Raw genomic sequence first — 18024 nt, 5'->3', positions numbered from 1 at the left:
CTCAGCGATCGACTCGCCTGAAATACTACGAGCGGGGTCTGACAATTCCCGATTCCGGCACGCGGTCAGCCGCGAGAAGTGATCCGATCGGCCATCGCGCGGAATGCGGGCAACGCCTCTTCCATGTTCGTGTCGGCCTGAAGGTCCTCACTGTTCTGCGCGATCACAACTCTGTCCCGAGGCGACACGTACACGTACTGACCGAGGATGCCGACGGCCAGGAAGTCACCGCGATCACCGTCGCCGAGCCACCACTGGTAGCCGTAGCCGTACACGGAACCGTCGTGCAGCGCACCATTCGCGACCTGGGCCGACTGCACCGACGTCGCCTCCTTCACCCATGCGGCGGGCACCACCTGGCGGCCGTTCACCACACCGCCGTTCATGAACAGCTGACCGAAGCGTGCGAAGTCGCGCGTCGTCGCGTGATAGGAGGCGTACGCGATCGACGAACCGTAGTAGTCCTCGCCGACCGGAGTCGGGTTCTTCATTCCCGCAGGCTTCCAGATGTTGTTCTGCACAAACGTTGCGAGCGGTTGACCACTGGTTTTGGTCACAAGACGGCCGAGGACAAAAGTGTCGAGCGACGCGTAGTTGAACTGCTTCCCCGACGGCATCTTCCGGACCGACTGTCGGGCCTGATCGATCAGCGGCTGCCCGAGCACCATCCGGATAGTGGTGCCGGTGGCCCCGTCTGTGACGTTGGCGTAGCTCGACTCGTCGTAGCGTTGGCCGGACGACATCTGCAGGATGTGCTTGATCGGCACTCCGGCGTATCCGGAGCCTTTCAATTCCGGGAGATACTTCGTGATCGGATCGTCGACCGATTTGATGAGGCCCTTGCCGACCGCGATGCCGACCGCCGTCGAGGTGATCGACTTGCCCACCGACCACGAGTTGAAGTGACTGTTCATCGTGTAGCCCGCGAAGTAGCGCTCATCAAGCAGCTCGCCGTCGTGCAGCACGACCAGCGCGCGGGCGGACGTGCGACGAAGGTAGTCGTCGAAGGTCCGCGTCTTGCCCTGGTAGCGGTACGTCGCGCCGAGTCGGCCGGAGACTCGCGGGAGTGCAACAGGGTTCGACGACGGCGCCATGGTCGTCGTCTTGTAGAAGATCACGTGAGGCAGAACCGGCAGAGACTCCGGCTCCGGCACCGCGCCCGCCGGCGGCGCGACGAGTCCGAGTGAGACGACGACCGCAAGGACGGCGGCGGCGCGATGACGAATGAGCATGGTTGAACTCCTTGGGAGGGAATCTGCTCGAGTGGAACGACTCGAATGCAACCACTTGGTCACCACAGTTGTCAACAGTGGTGACATTGCAGAACCGGTGCCACTCCGGCACGTAGGATCAGCGGTGTGCCGACCACTCCAGACGCCCCGCGCCCCCGACTGACACGCGGTCGGGTGATCGACGCAGCTGTGGCGATCATGGATGCCGACGGCGCCGATGCGTTGACATTCCGGAGTCTCGGTCGGGCGCTCGACGTCGACCACACGGCAGTTCTCCGACACTTCCGAAACAAGAACGACCTGCTCCTCGCCCTCGCCGACCGTCTGCTCAAGGACGCTGTCGGAGAGATCGAGCCGGCGGAGGATTGGCGCGAGACACTCCGCGTACTCGGCCACAGCGTCCGCAACGCCTGCCGGACACACCCACACGTGGCGGTGGCCGTCGCCGGCCGAACTGTCCGCAGCGAAGCCGAGTTCGCCGGAGCCGACCTCGTCATCGGGGCATTGCTGTCCGCCGGAATCGAGGGCGCCGAAGCGGCGTCGTACTATCGCGCACTGGTCGACGTCGCACTCTCCTACGCCGCGCTCGAAGCGGCGATCGCCACCCTTCCCGCCGACGATCTCGCCGCCGATCGTCTCGCGTGGAGTCGCGAATACCAGTCGGTGGACCCCGACCGTTTCCCCAACCTGGCATCCGTCTCGGAACATCTCCCGGACGTCGACGACCAAGACCAGTTCGAGGTCGCGCTCGGTCTGTTCATCGACGCGATCGAGGTCCGCGCGTCACGCTGAGAGCGAGTCCTTAGCCGGGGCGGGTGCGCCCTGGTGAGCTGGCCGCTTGAGGAAGAGCGTCGCGACGAAACCGATGAGCAGCATGCCCGCGGCCAGGTAGATCGACTGGCCCATGGCGTCGGCGAATCCGCCGCGGATCATCTCGGGGAGTTGCCCGGTCGCGCCGCCTTCGCTGTGATCGAAGTCCGCACCCGGGACGTTGGCTGCGAGACGAGACATCATCAGTGCGCCGATGGCCGACGCGCCGATGACCGACCCCACGACACGTGTCGTGTTGTAGACGCCGGCACCGGCGCCCGCCTGGTGCCACGGGAGGTCGCGGGTCGCAGTCGCCGCGAGGGGCGCCCAGATTCCGGCGCTCGACACACCCATGAGCATCGTCGGCAGCAGAAGGAGCCAGACCGGTGTGTCCGGGTGGAACACAAAACCCGCCCACGCGGTGGCGATCGCATAGCCGAGCAGTCCGGTCGCGACGATCAGGCTGGGGTGCACCCGGTCGAGGATTCGTCCGACGATCGGCGCGAGAATGCCCGTCAAGACCGCCATCGGGACCATGATGAGCGCAGACCTCGTCGGCGACATGCCGCCGACGAGTTGCAGGAAGAACATGATCGGGATCATCGAACCCGAGACTGCGAAGCCCATCGACATGATGCCGATGTTCGACAGGGTGAAGTTTCGGTTTCGGAAGAGACTCAGCGGCACCAGCGGTTCGGCGCGCATCTTGCTCTCCCACACCACGAACAACACCATGAAGGCGATGCCGCCGCCGATCAGACCCCAGATCCATGCGGCCCAGTCGTAACTCTCTCCTTCTTGAATGCCGAACACGATGGCCGTGAGTCCTGCGGCGGACAGGATCACTCCGATCCAGTCGAACTTGTGGTCGTGTGTCTCGACGTCGGGCACCAGCATCTGCGCCAGAACCAGGCCGATCAGACCGACCGGCAAGTTCACGAAGAAGATCCACTCCCAACCGAACGAGTCGGTGAGGATTCCGCCGAGCAGCGGGCCGACGAGGGTGGCGACGCCTGCGACGGTTCCCCAGACTCCCATAGCTGCACCTCGACGCTCAGGCGGGAAGATGCGCGTGATCAACGCCATCGTCTGAGGCGTGATGAGAGCCGCGCCAAGTCCCTGCACGCCGCGGGCGATGATCAGTTCCCCGATGGAATCAGCGAGGCCGCACCAGAGGCTCGCGAGAGTGAACACCAGCAGGCCCGCCTGGTACACCTTCTTCGGCCCGATCTTGTCGCCGAGCCGCCCGGCGATCAGCAGCGGCACCGCGTACGTGAGGAGATACGCACTGGTCACCCAGACGATTCCGCTGACGCTCGCGTCGAGCGCGTCTTTGATCTGCGGCTGCGCGACGGCCACGATCGACATGTCCACGAGGATCATGAAGAAGCCGATGCACAGCGCCATCAGCGCCGCCCACGGGCGGTCGGTGACCGGCTTGAACGTCGATCCGCCTGGAACTGACATATCTGACTCCCCCTGTGGTGCGGCTGGACAGCAGTGAAGGTTATCACCGTTCACCGACACCCGAAGGGCGGGAATAATGGCGTCAGGACGTGGTTGAACGAAGGTGGTTCGCTCCGAACCGCCGGCCCAACCGCCGCACAGAACGGAGAAACGACGTGTTCGGTAAGAAGCAGTCCGCTCCCCAGTCCGCCCCCGCACTTCCGGCTCAGCCCGGCGGGGCCGTCGAGGTGCCGCGCGGCAAGTCGTCCGGCTTCGTCGTGAGCACTCTCGTCGACAAGGCTCAGCGGCTCCAGCGACCCGCCGTGACCAAGTACGTCGCGAGCATTCGACGCCGCCACCCCGACGAGACGCCGGAGCAGATCATCAGGCGTCTGGAGAAGCAGTACATCAACACGGTGACCGCATCGGGCGGAGCCGTGGGCGCCGCCGCCGCCGTCCCGGGTGTCGGCACCGTGACCGCGATCGGCGCGATGTCGGCCGAGACCGTCTTCTTCATCGAGGCGTCGGCCCTGCTCGCCCTCGCGATAGCGGAGGTCCACGGGATCAGCCCCGCCGACACCGAACGTCGACGGATGTTGGTCCTCGGCGTCGCACTCGGCGAAGAAGGCACCGCAGTGATCGGCAAGGCGATCGGTGCACGCAGCAAGTCGGCGATGACGCAGCTCAATGTGCCCGGGATTCCGGGAGTCAATCTGGCCACGATCAACAAGACGCTTACCAACCGCTTCGTCAAGAAGTTCACCCTCGGCAAGGCCCCGGTCATGTTCGGCAAGATCCTGCCCGGCGGCATCGGCGCGGTGATCGGCGGTGTCGGCAACCGCGCACTCGGCAGCGCGGTGGTCCGCAACGCACGTGAGGCCTTCGGCACTCCACCGACCTTCTGGCACGACGGCGCCTCCGTCATCGAGGGCAGCCTTGCGACGCCGTCGTCGGCACGCCGCAAGGGTCTGGCATCGAGCCAGCGAGGCACCGCGCAGGAGTCCAACTGAGCGGCTGGATCGCGTCACTCGGCGCCGAATGTGTCCGACGCCGCGGTCTCGCCGCCGCAACGTTGACAGTGACACTGGGAGCGGTCGCCGTCGATCTGACGGCGCCGCTCCTTGTCAAAGCCGCGATCGACGTCGCTACCGGCGACCGGGGCGCCCCGGCGATCGCGCTCAGCACGATCGTTGTGGCGCTCGTGCTGGCAGCCGTCATCCGGTACGCGTGCCAGTTCGGGCGTCGGATGACTGCGGGCGCGCTCGCCGTCGGCGTCCAGGACCGCCTCCGACGACGCATTCTCGACACTCTGCTTCACCTCGACGGTCCCTCGCGCGACACCATCCGAACGGGTCAGATCGTGTCACGGTCGATCAGCGACCTGCAGGTGGTGCAAGGCCTTCTCGCGATGACTCCGTTGGCGATCGGCGGTGCCGTGCAAGCGGTGCTCGCGTTCGCCGTGATGGCTTTCCTCTCCCCCGTCCTCACTCTTGTGGCCGTCGGGACGATCCCATTGCTTGTCCTCCTCGTGTACATCAGCCGCAAGCGGATGTTCGCCGCCACCTGGTCGGCGCAACAGGCGGCCGCCGATGTCGCGAGCCACGTGGAGGAGACGGTCACGGGCGTCCGCGTGGTGAAGGGATTCGGGCAGGAGGATCGAGCAACCGATCGGCTCGCCGACCTAGGCGCCGGCCTCTATCGGAAGAAGCTGCGCGCAGCGCGCCTCGCCGCCTGGTTCACCCCGACCATGACCTCGATCCCCCAGATCGGAATGATCGGCGTCATCGGCCTCGGAGGGTGGCTCGCGGCCCGCGGCGACATCACCGCGGGCACCTTCCTGGCGTTCTCCACGTACCTCGCGACAATGACCGGACTCGCACGGGTCCTCACCAATCTGGTGGTGAACGCGCAGCTCGCGGCGTCCTCCGCCACGCGGGTGTTCGACGTGATCGACCATCCGCGTGACGCCGCGTACACGTCGAACGGCTCCCTCCCACGCGGGCCGCTGGGCATCCGGTTCGACGACGTGACGTTCGCTCACGATCGCCGTCGCATCCTCGACGGGCTGTCGTTGACGATCGAACCCGGCGAATGTGTAGCGGTGATCGGCGGACCGGGTTCGGGAAAGTCGACCCTCGCCGATCTGCTCAGCGGTGTGTATCGGCCGCAGTCCGGCGCCGTGCGGATCGTCGGTGCGAACGGCCGCGTCGACGTGTCAGACCTCGCTCCCGATGTGCTGCACAGCGCCGTCGCGACAGTCGACGACGAACCGTTTCTCTACTCCGACTCGATCGCGGCGAACATCGGACTCGGTGACCGAGCCGAGCTCAACCGCCCGGCCGTCGAGATGGCCGCACGAGCCGCAGCCGCCGACTTCGCAGAGACGTTCGCCGACGGATACGACACCCGCGTCGGCGAACGAGGCCTGACTCTGTCCGGAGGCCAACGACAGCGAGTCGCACTGGCAAGGGCCCTGCACGCACACACTCCGATTCTTGTTCTCGACGACGCCACGTCTGCGGTGGACGCCTCCACAGAATCCCGCATCCTCGACCGTCTCCGCGAGCAGGGTTCGACGATGTTGGTCCTGGCGCATCGGGCTTCGACACTGTCCGTCGCCGACCGTGTGGCGGTCCTGGCGCAAGGCCGCATCGTCGACATCGGCACACCCGCGGAATTGGCCGCGCGCAGTCCCGAGTTCTCCCGTCTGATGTCCACGACGGACGAAGACGACTCCGCCCCGGAGACGATCGAGAAGCTGTGGCCGGGCGTCGATCGCACCGACGCGGCCGGAGCCCTCGGCGCCGCCGCCGCGTCCCCGGCCCTGGCCGATGCGCTCGCCTCGCTTCCGCCCGCCACCGAGGACCCGAAGGTGGACGTCACCGCAGCACGACGGGAACGACCGGACTTCGGCCTCCGCCAGATCGTCCGGCCGGTTCGCCTGCTGCTTGCGGCCGTTGTGGTGACGATCGGTGTCGACACCCTGGTGGGTCTGGCGTTCCCGACGTTGGCGCAGCGAGTGCTCGCTGCTGACGACACCGGAGTGATCGTCGCCGTCACGGCCATCGGCCTCGGCTTGATCGCCGTCTCGTGGCTGGCGTCGCGAATGAACACGATCTTCGCCGCGCGAGCGGGCGAACGCGTCTTGTTCTCGCTGCGTGTGCGCAGTTACGCCCACCTGCAGCGGCTCGGTCTCGACTATTACGAGCGGGAACTCTCGGGGCGCATCATGACGCGCATGACGACCGACGTCGACGCACTGTCCGGGTTCTTGCAGACCGGCATGTCATCGGCGGTCGTGTCGGTTCTCACGCTCGGTGGGGTCCTCGCCGCCCTCCTGCTGACGGATTGGCGAGTGGCGATGGCGGTGCTGCCGATCTTCCCGATCCTGATCGTCGCGACGGTCGTGTTCCGCCGGATCTCGTCGGCGTCGTACACCCGTGCTCGGGAACTGATCTCCGCAGTCAACGCCGATTTCCAGGAGAACATCGCCGGGTTGTCCACCACACGCGGGTACCGCCACGTCACGGTCGCAACCGAGGCGTTCGGCGCGCGATCGGACGCGTGGTACTCGGCGCGCATGACCTCCCAGCGCGCGGTCGCGACCTATTTTCCGTTCATCACGTTCTGCGCCGATCTCGCGACAGCGGTGGCCGTCGGGGTCGGCGCGCACCAGATCGCCCGAGGCGACCTGCATCCCGCGACGCTCGTCGCGTTCGTGCTGTACCTGGCGATGCTGTTCGGCCCGGTTCAACAGCTGACCCAGGTGTTCGACGGATATCAGCAGGCCGCCGTCGGTCTGCGCCGGATCCGCGACCTCGTCACCACCAAGTCGTCGATCGTCGACGTCGCCGACACCGGACCGATCGCCTTCGACGGCGACGTGCGTCTGACCGGTGTCGACTTCGCATACAGCGGAGCATCCAGAAATGCACTCACCGGCCTCGATCTGCACATCCCCGCAGGCACTTCTCTCGCCCTCGTCGGGGCGACGGGCGCGGGCAAGTCGACCGTCGTCAAACTGCTCGCACGCTTCTACGATCCGACAGCGGGAACGGTTGCCGTCGACGGTCGCGATCTCCGCGACGTGACGCTGCGCCGGTACCGCTCACGGCTCGGAGTGGTCCCGCAGGAACCGCACCTGTTCGCGGGCACGGTCGCCGACAACGTCGCCTACGGGCGACCCGACGCGACCCGCGAACAGATCGCCGACGCCGCCCGTCGAGTCGGTGCGGCGACGATGATCGCGGGCCTGCCCGGAGGCATGGAGTTCACCGTGAGCGAGCGCGGTCGGAGTCTGTCGTCCGGTCAACGACAACTGATCGCGCTCGCGCGCGCCGAACTCGTCGAACCCGATCTGGTTCTCCTCGACGAAGCGACCGCGACGCTCGACCAGGCGACGGAGGCGCACGTGCTCGCCGCGGGGGCGGCCCTCGCCCGGCGGCGGACCACCGTGATCGTCGCGCACCGCCTCGGCACTGCCGCCCGGGCCGACGCGATCGCGGTGGTCGACGACGGCCGCATCGTCGAGTTCGGCGCTCACGACGACCTGTACGAAGCTCAAGGGTCTTACCGCCGTCTCTGGGACGCCGGAGATCGTATGATTTCCACCACATGAAAGTTGTATTCAGCGCGAACGTCACGATGAACACTACGGCGGCGACGCGGTCCGCGTAGGGTTGAGGATTGGCTGGCGCGTAGCGGTCCACAAGACTGCACGAACCCGTCGGCGAGACTACAAAGCACTGGGTGAATTGAGGCGAGACAACGCTGTGAGCAGTTCGATTTCTGAGTCCGACTTCGGACAGAACGAATGGCTGGTCGAAGAAATGTACCAGCGATTCCTGACCAATCCCGACTCTGTGGATCCCAGCTGGCATGACCTGCTGAAGAACTACAGCCCCTCGAACGGCGCAGCTCCTGCCGCCGCAGCACCGAAGGCGCCCGCAGCACCCGCTGCCGCGCCCTCCACACCTGCTGCCCCGGCCGCGCCTGCTGCACCGGTTCAGCCGAAGCAGCCGGTCACCCTCGACGCCGAGCCGGAACGCACAGCGCAGCCCGCCCGTCCGGCCCCCGCACGTGAAGCCGCAGCCACCAAAGCGGCGTCCGGCACCAGCCGCGCCGCATCGGCCTCCAAACCCGCCAGCAACGATGCGACCGACGAGTCGAAGATCCTCCGTGGTCCGGCCGCCGCGATCGTCCGCAACATGACGTCGTCGTTGACGATCCCGACCGCGACAAGCGTCCGCGCCGTCCCGGCCAAGGCGATGATCGACAACCGCATCGTCGTCAACAACCACCTCGCTCGCACGCGCGGCGGCAAGATCAGCTTCACCCACATCCTCGGCTACGCGATCGTCCAGGCGATCAAGGCGTTCCCGAACATGAACAACCATTTCGAGGAGATCGACGGCAAGCCGAACGTCGTCACTCCCGCGCACACCAATCTCGGCCTGGCCATCGACCTGCCCGGCAAGAACGGTCAGCGCACTCTCGTCGTCGCCGCCATCAAGGAATGCGACACGATGGACTTCGCACAGTTCGTCGCCGCATACGAGGACATCGTCCGACGTGCGCGTGACGGCAAGCTCGGCGCAGCCGACTTCGCGGGCGTCACCGTCTCGCTGACCAACCCCGGCACCATCGGCACCGTGCACTCCGTCCCCCGACTCATGCCGGGACAGGGCGCGATCATCGGTGCGGGCGCGATGGAGTACCCCGCCGAGTTCCAGGGCTCGAGCGAGGAGCAGCTCGCCACCATGGGCGTCGGCAAGCTGATGACGCTCACGTCGACCTACGATCACCGGATCATCCAGGGCGCCGAGTCGGGCGACTTCCTGCGCACGATCCACAATCTGCTGATCGACGATGCGTTCTACGACGAGATCTTCACGGCACTGCACATCCCGTACGAGCCGATCCGCTGGCGGCGCGACCTGCCCGCAGGCCTCGTCGACAAGAACACCCGCGTCCTCGAGCTCATCGCCGCATACCGCAGCCGCGGTCACCTCATGGCCGACACCGACCCGCTGGCCATGGACAGCGACGCACGCGCCGCGCACCCGGACCTCGACGTCCTCACGTACAACCTGACCCTGTGGGATCTCGACCGGTCGTTCACCGTCGGCGGCTTCCACGGCCAGGACACGATGAAGCTGCGCGACGTCCTGTCGATCCTGCGTGACGCGTACTGCCGCCACGTCGGCGTCGAGTACACCCACATCCTCGATCCCGAGCAACAGCGCTGGCTGCAGGAACGTGTTGAGATCAAGCACGTCAAGCCGCCGGTGGCCGAGCAGAAGTACATCCTGAGCAAGCTCAACGCCGCCGAGGCCTTCGAGACGTTCCTCGCCACCAAGTACGTCGGGCAGAAGCGCTTCTCGCTCGAAGGCGCCGAGACCGTCATCCCGATGATGGACGCCGTCATCGACCGCTCCGCCGACCACAACGTGCAGGAAGTCGTCATCGGGATGCCGCACCGCGGCCGCCTGAACGTCCTGGCGAACATCGTCGGCAAGCCGTACTCGAAGATCTTCACCGAGTTCGAGGGCAACCTCGGCGAGGCGCAGTCGCACGGTTCGGGCGACGTGAAGTACCACCTCGGAGCCGAGGGCAAGTACTACCAGATGTTCGGCGACAACGAGATCAACGTCTCGCTGACCGCCAATCCCAGCCACCTCGAGGCCGTCGACCCGGTCCTGGAGGGCATCGTCCGCGCCAAGCAGGACCTGCTCGGCGAAGACCACAACTTCGCCATCCTGCCGCTGATGCTGCACGGTGATGCCGCGTTCGCCGGCCAGGGTGTTGTGCCCGAGACGTTGAACATGTCGATGCTGAACGGCTACCGCACCGGCGGCACCGTCCACATCGTGGTCAACAACCAGGTCGGCTTCACCACGGCGCCGGAGTACTCGCGCTCGACGCAGTACTGCACCGACGTCGCGAAGATGATCGGCGCACCGGTCTTCCACGTCAACGGCGACGACCCGGAAGCCTGCGTCTGGGCTGCCAAGCTCGCCGTGGACTACCGCGAGGCGTTCAACCGCGACGTCGTCATCGACCTCGTCTGCTACCGCCGCCGCGGCCACAACGAGGGCGACGACCCGTCGATGACGCAGCCTGCGATGTACGACGTGATCGACAACATCCGCGGTGTCCGCAAGAGCTACACCGAGGCTCTCATCGGCCGTGGCGACATCTCGACGAAGGAGGCCGAGGACGCTCTGCGCGACTACCAGGGCCAGCTGGAGCGGGTGTTCGTCGAGGTCAAGGAGCTCGAACGCTTCACCCCGGAGGCCTCGCCGTCGGTCGAGGGCGACCAGAAGCTCCGCACCAAGCTGGTGACGTCGGTGCCGCAGGAGCGCCTCCAGCAGATCGGCGACGCGTTCGTCAATCTGCCCGAGGACTTCACGCCGCACCCGCGCGTCAAGCCCGTCATCAAGCGTCGCCACGAGATGCCCACCAAGGGCGATGTCGACTGGTCGTTCGCCGAGTTGATGGCGTTCGGCTCCCTCGTGCAGGAGGGCACCACCGTCCGCCTGTCGGGTCAGGACTCGCGACGCGGCACGTTCACTCAGCGTCACTCCGTCCTCATCGACCGGGACAACGGCTCCGAGTACACGCCGCTGAACCATCTCGGCGTCGACGGCCCCGGCCGTTTCCTCGTGTACGACTCCCCGCTGTCGGAATACGCGGTCCTCGGCTTCGAGTACGGTTACGCCGTCGCGAACCCGGACGCCCTCGTCCTGTGGGAGGCGCAGTTCGGCGATTTCGTCAACGGCGCGCAGTCGATCATCGACGAATTCATCAGCTCCGGTGAAGCCAAGTGGGGCCAGCGGTCGGATGTGGTGCTGCTGCTGCCGCACGGCCACGAGGGCCAGGGCCCGGACCACACGTCCGGTCGTATCGAGCGCTTCCTGCAGCTGTGTGCAGAGGGTTCGATGACCGTCGCGCTGCCGTCGACGCCCGCCAGCTACTTCCATCTCTTGCGTCGCCACGTCCACGACGGCATCAGCCGTCCACTGGTCGTGTTCACGCCGAAGTCGATGCTGCGCAACAAGGCAGCCGTCTCGCCGATCGAAGACTTCACGGAGGGCAAGTTCCAGTCGGTCATCGACGATCCGCGTTTCGCTTCGGCGGGCGCCGACCGGTCGAAGGTCAAGCGTGTGCTGCTGGTGAGCGGCAAGCTGTACTACGAACTCGCCGCACGCGCGGAGAAGGACGGACGCGACGATATCGCGATCGTCCGCGTCGAGCAGCTGTACCCGGTTCCGCATCGTCGCATCGCTCGCACGTTGGAGCAGTACCCCAACGCGGGCGACTTCGTGTGGGTCCAGGAAGAGCCCGCCAACCAGGGCCCATGGCCGTTCCTCGGCCTCTGGCTGCCTGAGCTGCTTCCCGAGGTCCTGTCGGGTCTGCGTCGCATCTCGCGTCGTCCCATGTCGGCCCCGTCATCGGGCTCGAGCAAGGTACACGCCGTCGAGCAGGCGGAGATCATCGACAGCGCCTTCTCCTGATCCGCTGAACCAAAAGGCCCGGACCGTTTCGACGGTCCGGGCTTTTCGTTGGTCCGTTCGCCCCGGGTCAGGTCAAAGACGCCGGAAACGGGGAGGGCGGATGGGCCTTCGCTGTCCCGTTCGCCACGTCCGCGTGCTCTCCCCTCAGGGCAGCGGAAGCCCGTTGGTCTCCCTGTCCCAGCCTCTTTGATCGAAGTCGGGTCGAGCGCGCCGCCGCGGCCCGAATCAGGCGTCGGTCAAGGCGTCCGAGATGCCGGCGAGAGCCGGGAGTGCGGTTACGAACATCGCGACCAGTGTCTCGCGGTCGACGACCGGATCTGCCAGCCAGCGGACGAGCATCTCTTCGACGTAGGCGATCCACCCTGCGACGGCGAGTTCGATCGCCGGCGTCCGCTCGATGCCGAGTGCGGGCGTGTGGGTCAGAATCCTCTCGGACATCACCTGACGAGTGCTCTCGGCGACGTCGCGGATGCCGGCTATCGAGTTGCCTGACCCGCGGATGACTCCGATGAACCCCTGGCCGATGTCGGTGACGTAGTCGACGTACGCCGTGACCGACGCTTGGAGCATCTCGATCGGATCGGTCAGGTCTTCGCGCGGCGCGGTTCGGTCGATCATCTCCTGCGCCTGCTCGCGGACGACAGCGAGATGGAAGTCTGCCTTCGATTCGAAGTAGTGGAAGAGCAGGCCTTTCGACACGCCGGCCGCATCGGCCACGGCCTCGATCGTCACCGTGTCCAACGGTTGCTCGCGGGCCATCTGAACACCGAGATCGATGAACTGACGACGCCGGGCCTCCGGGCTCATGCGTGTTCTCGATGCGGTCATGCCCTCGACCCTAGGCGACTGTTGACCAAGATTCAATTAGCTATTGACTCCGATTCAACACCACTTTAGGGTGGTGACCATGACAACGCATGATGTAGAGATCGCGATCGTCGGTGCGGGCTTCTCCGGCCTCGGTGCGGCGATCAAGCTCGCGCAGGCAGGCTCCGACGACTACGTGGTCCTCGACCGCGGCAACGACTTCGGCGGCACCTGGCGCGACAACGTGTACCCCGGCGCCGCGTGTGACGTCCCGTCGCACCTGTACTCGTACTCGTTCGCCCAGAACCCCGGCTGGTCGCGGTCGTACTCGCACCAGCCCGAGATCCACCGCTACATCAACGCGGTCGCCGACGAGCACAAGATCGCCGACAAGACCTGGTTCGGCACCGACGTGACCGGTGCCGACTGGAATGAGGACGAAGCACGCTGGATCATCCAGGGCAAGCGCGACGGCAAGAAGATCACCGTCCGGGCACGCACCATGGTCGGCGGCATCGGCCCGCTCTGCGAGCCCAACCTCCCCGACATCGACGGACTCAAGGGCTTCGGCGGCAAGATCGTCCACACCGCGCAGTGGGACGAGGACTACGACTTCGCAGGTAAGCGCATCGCCGTCATCGGCACCGGCGCGTCGGCCATCCAGGTGGTCCCCCAGCTCGGCAAGATCGCGGGCCAGCTCGACGTGTACCAGCGCACCGCGCCGTGGATCATCCCCCGCAACGAACGCCCCTACCTGCCCGTCGAGAACTGGGCGTTCAAGAACGTTCCCGGCCTGCAGGCGGCGATCCGCGGCACCATCTACACCGCGAGCGAGACCGTCGCCGCCGGTATGACGTGGGCGCCGAAGGCCCTCAAGCCCGTCGAACTGATCTGCAAGGGCAACATCTTCCGCGGCATCCGCGATCCGAAGCTCCGCGAGGCCGTCACGCCGAAGTTCGCGGTCGGCTGCAAGCGCATCCTCAAGTCGAACGACTGGTACCCGACGCTCGACCGTCCGAACGTCAGCCTCGTCACCGACGGGATCGACAAGGTCACCAAGACGGGCATCGTCACGAAGGACGGAACCGCTCGCGACGTCGACGTGATCGTGGTCGCCACCGGATTCCACGTCACCGACTCCCCCGCTTTCGCCACCATTCGCGGTGTCGGCGGCAAGAGCCTCGCGGAGGTCTGGGAGAAGGACGGCATGCAGGGATACAAGGGGTCGTTCGTGCACGGCTTCCCCAACCTGATGCTGTTGGTCGGACCGTCGACCGGCCTCGGTCACACCTCGATGGTCTACATGATCGAGTCGCAGCTCAACTACCTCGTCGACTATGTCCGCAAGACGACGGCCGCGGGTGTCATCCGCACCGACGTGAAGAAGGAAGCTCAGGACCGGTACAACGCCGACCTGCAGAAGACCATGCGCACAAGCGTCTGGGTCAACGGCGGCTGCGCATCCTGGTACAAGGACGTCAACGGCAACGTCACTTCCCTGTGGCCGGGCTTCACGTTCACCTTCCGCAACAAGACCCGCGAGTTCGACATCGCCGCCTACGACGTGACGTCGGCTCCGCGCGTCGAGACCACTGAGGCCGCCGCGACCGGCGCCTGACCTGTTTACTACGACTCGAATCGAGACATCAGTGAAAGACTTCCGCAACAAGGTCATCGTCATCACCGGCGCAGGATCGGGCATGGGCCGTGACCTGGCCGTGCAGCTCGCCAAGCGCGGCGCCAAGATCGCCATCTCCGACGTCGACCCGGCCGGTCTCGCCGAGACCGAACGCCTCGTCAAAGACGCTGGCGCCGAGGTGCACGCGCAGCTCCTCAACGTCGCCGAGCGCGAAGCTGTGCTGACCTACGCCGACACCGTCGCGGCGCACTTCGGCACCGTGAACGTCATCTTCAACAACGCAGGCATCGCGCACCACGGCGAGGTTGAGCACACGGAGTTCAAAGACATCGAGCGTGTCATGGACATCGACTACTGGGGCGTCGTCAACGGCACCAAGGCGTTCCTGCCGTACATCATCGCGTCGGGCGACGGTCACATCGTCAACACGTCGTCGTTGTTCGGTCTGCTGTCCGAGCCCGGTCAGGCGGCCTACAACTCGGCGAAGTTCGCCGTTCGCGGTTTCACCGAGGCGCTCAATCAGGAGATGATCATCGCGAAGCACCCGGTCAAGGTGACCTGTGTGCATCCGGGTGGCATCAAGACGGCGATCGCCCGGAACGCGACCACGTCGGGCGACCACGATCAGAAGGCCACCGCGGAACTGTTCGACAAGTACCTCGCCCGCATGACGTCGGAGAAGGCCGCGGCGGTCATCATCAAGGGTGTCGAACGCAATCAGGCCCGTGTGCTCGTCGGCGCCGATGCCAAAATCCTCGACCTCAGTGTTCGACTGGTCGCCTCGAAGTACCAGGGCATCAGCGCTCGGATCACCGGCTGGGGCCTGGCCAAGCTCAGCAAGTAGGAATCACACGCTGTGCGTCGCCAACCACTGCCCGGCGGCCGCACGCGGAGACGATCCACTGCGGACCTCGCGCACCATCTGCGCGAGGTCCGCAGTCGTCAGTTCACCGGCCACTCTGCTCAGTGCTTTGAGCTGTGACTTCCCCAGGAGACCACTAGCGAACACCGGCACGAGATCCTGTGCGATCGGGGTGCCCTTCGAGGGGATCGCCTGGACGTCGGCGAGGTCCTCGACGGTGGCGAGGTCGATGGCCGTCGTCAGACCGAACGCGCCACCCGTCCGCACCTCGGCTACCAGTTCGTCTGCGGAGCCGACCGAAGTCACCGCCCTAGTGCGGCAAGGCGCGACCGCCTCCCGAACCGAGACCGGTGGGTTGGTCGTCACCACCAGTGCCGCGTCGTCACGGCCGAAGCGACCACAATCGGCAAGATCTTTCACTCCCCGTCGCTCGATCTCGTCGGTGCGTGCGAGCACCTGCCAACGGTTGCTGACCAACGCAGGGTCGCCGATGGACACCTGCTGCGGAAGTGATCGGTTCACGTCGGCGAGCACGTCCTCCGACGTCACGGCGGACGGCTTCGGAGTCAATTCCTCCAGCAGGCTGCCGGTGAACGCGGGGAACAGCCCGAGGTCGCCCGAGGCGACTGCGTCGAGGAGCCGAGGCTGCGACTCTCCTCCGTCGCGGGTGTCCACCGCGACTCCGGTGCGCGCGAGTGCGCCCGCATACACCGCTGCCGCGACCTGCATCTCCGGAGTTCCGTCGTGCCCGACGATAACCGTGGTCTCGTCATCGGAGCACGCGGTCAGCAGGACTGCCGCAAGAACGCTCGAGAGGAGAGCCGTCAGGATTCGTCGTTGAGTGCGCATCGCAGCCAACGTTAGTCGACGCTCACGCGGTGGCGGCGAAGCCGATCACCGACGTCGCGATCAGTTGAACCGCGATGGCCGCAAGCAGGAGACCTGCGATCTTCGCGAGCAGCGTGATGCCGCTGATCTTGAGGACTCGGACCACCGTCGTCGAGTAGAGCAACGCCAGGCACACCACAGCATGCGCGGTGACGATCGCTGCGGCGATCGCGAGGTACGCACTGCCCTCACCGTTCGCCTGACTCACCGCCACGATCACGGCCGCGATGGTGCCCGGACCTGCGAGCAGTGGAGTCCCCAAGGGAACGATCGCAACGTTGACGTCCTCGGTCGCCTTCCCCGTCGGTGGTTCCCCGGTGCCGGTGAGCAACTGAAGCGCGACGAGCAGCAGAAGCAGGCCGCCAGCTCCCTGCAGCGCGGGGATCCCGATGTGGAGATAGCCCAGGATCGCCTTGCCGCCGATGGCGAACACCGAAACCACAAACAGCGATACCAGCGGCGCCTGCCACGCGGCCCGCCGTCGATACGCCTCGTCGCGCCTGCCGACCAACGACAGAAACACGGGGACTTGACCCGGCGGGTCCATGATGACGATCAGAGTGATCGCCGTAGCGGTGTAAACAGAGACATCGAACACTGACTGAGTGTAAGGGCGAAGAGCACCTCGCGTCGGTATCATCACCCGAGTGCCTTCGATGCCTCGCATGTTGCAGCCCGGTAGTCGGGGTCCGGGACGACCTGGGCCGGTGACGCCACCGGTCCCGGCTGCGCGCGCCGTCGTCGACTGCGGCGTCTACGTCGACGGTGTTCGGCAGGACTGTTCGCAAGATTTCCGTCGCGCCCTGTCTGTGGTGCGCGAGGCTGGAAAGGGGTTCGTGTGGCTCGGTCTACACGAGCCGGACGAGCGCCAGATGAACGACGTCGCCGAAGCGTTCGGACTGCATCCGCTCATGGTTGAGGACGCCGTTCACGCACATCAGCGCCCCAAGCTCGAGTTGTATGACGACACTGTCTTCTTGGTGTTGCGCTCGATCAGCTACGTGGAGCACGAGTCCATCGAGGTCGCGAACGACATCGTCGAGTCCGGCGAGATCATGGTGCTCGCGAGCCGAGACTTCGTCATCACTGTCCGCCACGGCGATCACACTCATCTCACCGGTGTCCGTCAGCGCCTCGAGCACCAGCCGGACCATCTGAAGCTCGGGCCGGCCGCCGTCGTCCACGCTGTGGCCGACCGGGTGGTCGACAGTTACCTCGCGGTCGCCTCGGAGATGGAGTCGGACGTCGACGAGATCGAGGAGCGGGTGTTCTCGTCGTCGGCCAACAATCTGGACATCAACGTCGTCTACTTGTTCAAGCGCGAGGTCCTCGAGCTCCGTCGCGCGGTGTTCCCATTGGGGATTCCGATGGCGAGGCTGTCCGGGCACAAGGACACTCTCGACGTCTCCCCGATCCGGTTCGAGCAGAACAACCTGTCATCGGACGAGAAGGAGATCCGACGTCATTTCCGCGACGTTGCCGATCACCTCACCACCGCGACCGACCTGATCGCCGAGTACGACGAGCGTCTCACCACGCTGCTCAACGCTGCCGCCACGAAGGTCGGCATCCAGCAGAACAGCGACATGCGCAAGATCTCGTCGTGGGCTGCGATCGCCGCGGTCCCCACCGCCGTCGCAGGCATCTACGGCATGAACTTCGACTTCATGCCTGAATTGCACTGGGAGTACAGCTACCCGATCGTCCTGCTGTTCATCGTCACGGTCTGCATCTTCGTCTGGCGACTCCTCCGAAAGAGCCACTGGCTCTGACCCACGCTGCGCCAGTCCTACACGACTGCTCTCCGGTTATGACGACCCGAGT

The 18024-nt window shown here is 65.8% G+C and carries 12 protein-coding genes; 7 read left to right on the top strand and 5 right to left on the bottom strand.

Going from position 1 to position 18024, the window contains the following annotated elements; all coding sequences use genetic code 11:
• Positions 1-65 precede the first annotated feature (65 nt).
• Complete coding sequence (locus JVX90_RS04935) at positions 66-1232, bottom strand: serine hydrolase (RefSeq protein ID WP_205331312.1); 1167 nt, start codon at positions 1230-1232, stop codon at positions 66-68.
• Between the two features lie 126 nt (positions 1233-1358).
• Between JVX90_RS04935 and JVX90_RS04930 the strand changes: the two genes are divergently transcribed.
• Positions 1359-2024, top strand: a complete 666-nt coding sequence (locus JVX90_RS04930) for a TetR/AcrR family transcriptional regulator C-terminal domain-containing protein (RefSeq protein ID WP_240194062.1) — start codon at positions 1359-1361, stop codon at positions 2022-2024.
• Here the strand turns inward: JVX90_RS04930 and JVX90_RS04925 are convergent.
• A complete protein-coding gene (locus JVX90_RS04925) occupies positions 2016-3509 on the bottom strand; it encodes a DHA2 family efflux MFS transporter permease subunit (protein ID WP_205331311.1) in 1494 nt (497 codons plus the stop codon). The genes JVX90_RS04930 and JVX90_RS04925 overlap by 9 nt on opposite strands.
• A 227-nt stretch (positions 3510-3736) precedes the next feature.
• On the opposite strand from JVX90_RS04925, the gene JVX90_RS04920 reads away from it, so the two are divergent.
• The 3 genes from JVX90_RS04920 (at position 3737) to JVX90_RS04910 (ending at position 12004) form a co-directional block, all read left to right on the top strand.
• Entirely contained in the window at positions 3737-4498 is a 762-nt protein-coding gene (locus JVX90_RS04920) for a hypothetical protein (protein ID WP_240194147.1), read from the top strand.
• A gap of 8 nt (positions 4499-4506) precedes the next feature.
• Entirely contained in the window at positions 4507-8106 is a 3600-nt protein-coding gene (locus tag JVX90_RS04915) for an ABC transporter ATP-binding protein (protein ID WP_240194146.1), read from the top strand.
• A 154-nt stretch (positions 8107-8260) separates the two neighbouring features.
• Positions 8261-12004, top strand: a complete 3744-nt coding sequence (locus tag JVX90_RS04910) for a multifunctional oxoglutarate decarboxylase/oxoglutarate dehydrogenase thiamine pyrophosphate-binding subunit/dihydrolipoyllysine-residue succinyltransferase subunit (protein ID WP_205331309.1) — start codon at positions 8261-8263, stop codon at positions 12002-12004.
• A gap of 225 nt (positions 12005-12229) precedes the next feature.
• Here JVX90_RS04910 and JVX90_RS04905 read toward each other — a convergent pair whose 3' ends face one another.
• Positions 12230-12832: a TetR/AcrR family transcriptional regulator gene (locus JVX90_RS04905; protein WP_240194061.1), complete on the bottom strand. Its 603-nt coding sequence runs from the start codon at positions 12830-12832 to the stop codon at positions 12230-12232.
• Positions 12833-12911: 79 nt separating this feature from the next.
• Between JVX90_RS04905 and JVX90_RS04900 the strand changes: the two genes are divergently transcribed.
• Entirely contained in the window at positions 12912-14429 is a 1518-nt protein-coding gene (locus JVX90_RS04900) for an NAD(P)/FAD-dependent oxidoreductase (protein ID WP_205331308.1), read from the top strand.
• A 31-nt stretch (positions 14430-14460) separates the two neighbouring features.
• Positions 14461-15294, top strand: a complete 834-nt coding sequence (locus JVX90_RS04895) for an SDR family NAD(P)-dependent oxidoreductase (RefSeq protein WP_205331307.1) — start codon at positions 14461-14463, stop codon at positions 15292-15294.
• A 3-nt stretch (positions 15295-15297) separates the two neighbouring features.
• Here JVX90_RS04895 and JVX90_RS04890 read toward each other — a convergent pair whose 3' ends face one another.
• Together JVX90_RS04890 and JVX90_RS04885 are read right to left on the bottom strand one after the other, a co-directional pair.
• Positions 15298-16161, bottom strand: a complete 864-nt coding sequence (locus tag JVX90_RS04890) for a glycine betaine ABC transporter substrate-binding protein (RefSeq protein WP_205331306.1) — start codon at positions 16159-16161, stop codon at positions 15298-15300.
• Between the two features lie 22 nt (positions 16162-16183).
• The gene (locus JVX90_RS04885) at positions 16184-16798 is read right to left on the bottom strand and encodes a MarC family protein (RefSeq protein ID WP_275889944.1); all 615 of its coding nucleotides are present in this window, start codon (positions 16796-16798) and stop codon (positions 16184-16186) included.
• Between the two features lie 58 nt (positions 16799-16856).
• On the opposite strand from JVX90_RS04885, the gene JVX90_RS04880 reads away from it, so the two are divergent.
• The gene (locus JVX90_RS04880) at positions 16857-17972 is read left to right on the top strand and encodes a magnesium and cobalt transport protein CorA (RefSeq protein ID WP_205332278.1); all 1116 of its coding nucleotides are present in this window, start codon (positions 16857-16859) and stop codon (positions 17970-17972) included.
• The last annotated feature ends 52 nt before the right edge of the window (positions 17973-18024 follow it).

It is taken from the genome of Gordonia sp. PDNC005 (genome assembly GCF_016919385.1).
In the GTDB taxonomy this organism is placed as follows: Bacteria; Actinomycetota; Actinomycetes; order Mycobacteriales; family Mycobacteriaceae; genus Gordonia.
Note: the sequence above shows the minus strand (reverse complement) of the source record. Positions and strands in the feature narration are given on the sequence as shown.

Excerpts from the sequence above, each read along its gene's own strand:
- JVX90_RS04905 (WP_240194061.1), bottom strand. The coding sequence starts at position 12,832 with ATGACCGCATCGAGAACACGCATGAGCCCGGAGGCCCGGCGTCGTCAG.
- JVX90_RS04900 (WP_205331308.1), top strand. The coding sequence starts at position 12,912 with ATGACAACGCATGATGTAGAGATCGCGATCGTCGGTGCGGGCTTCTCC.
- JVX90_RS04880 (WP_205332278.1), top strand. The coding sequence starts at position 16,857 with ATGCCTCGCATGTTGCAGCCCGGTAGTCGGGGTCCGGGACGACCTGGG.
- JVX90_RS04925 (WP_205331311.1), bottom strand. The coding sequence starts at position 3,509 with ATGTCAGTTCCAGGCGGATCGACGTTCAAGCCGGTCACCGACCGCCCG.
- JVX90_RS04890 (WP_205331306.1), bottom strand. The coding sequence starts at position 16,161 with ATGCGCACTCAACGACGAATCCTGACGGCTCTCCTCTCGAGCGTTCTT.
- JVX90_RS04935 (WP_205331312.1), bottom strand. The coding sequence starts at position 1,232 with ATGCTCATTCGTCATCGCGCCGCCGCCGTCCTTGCGGTCGTCGTCTCA.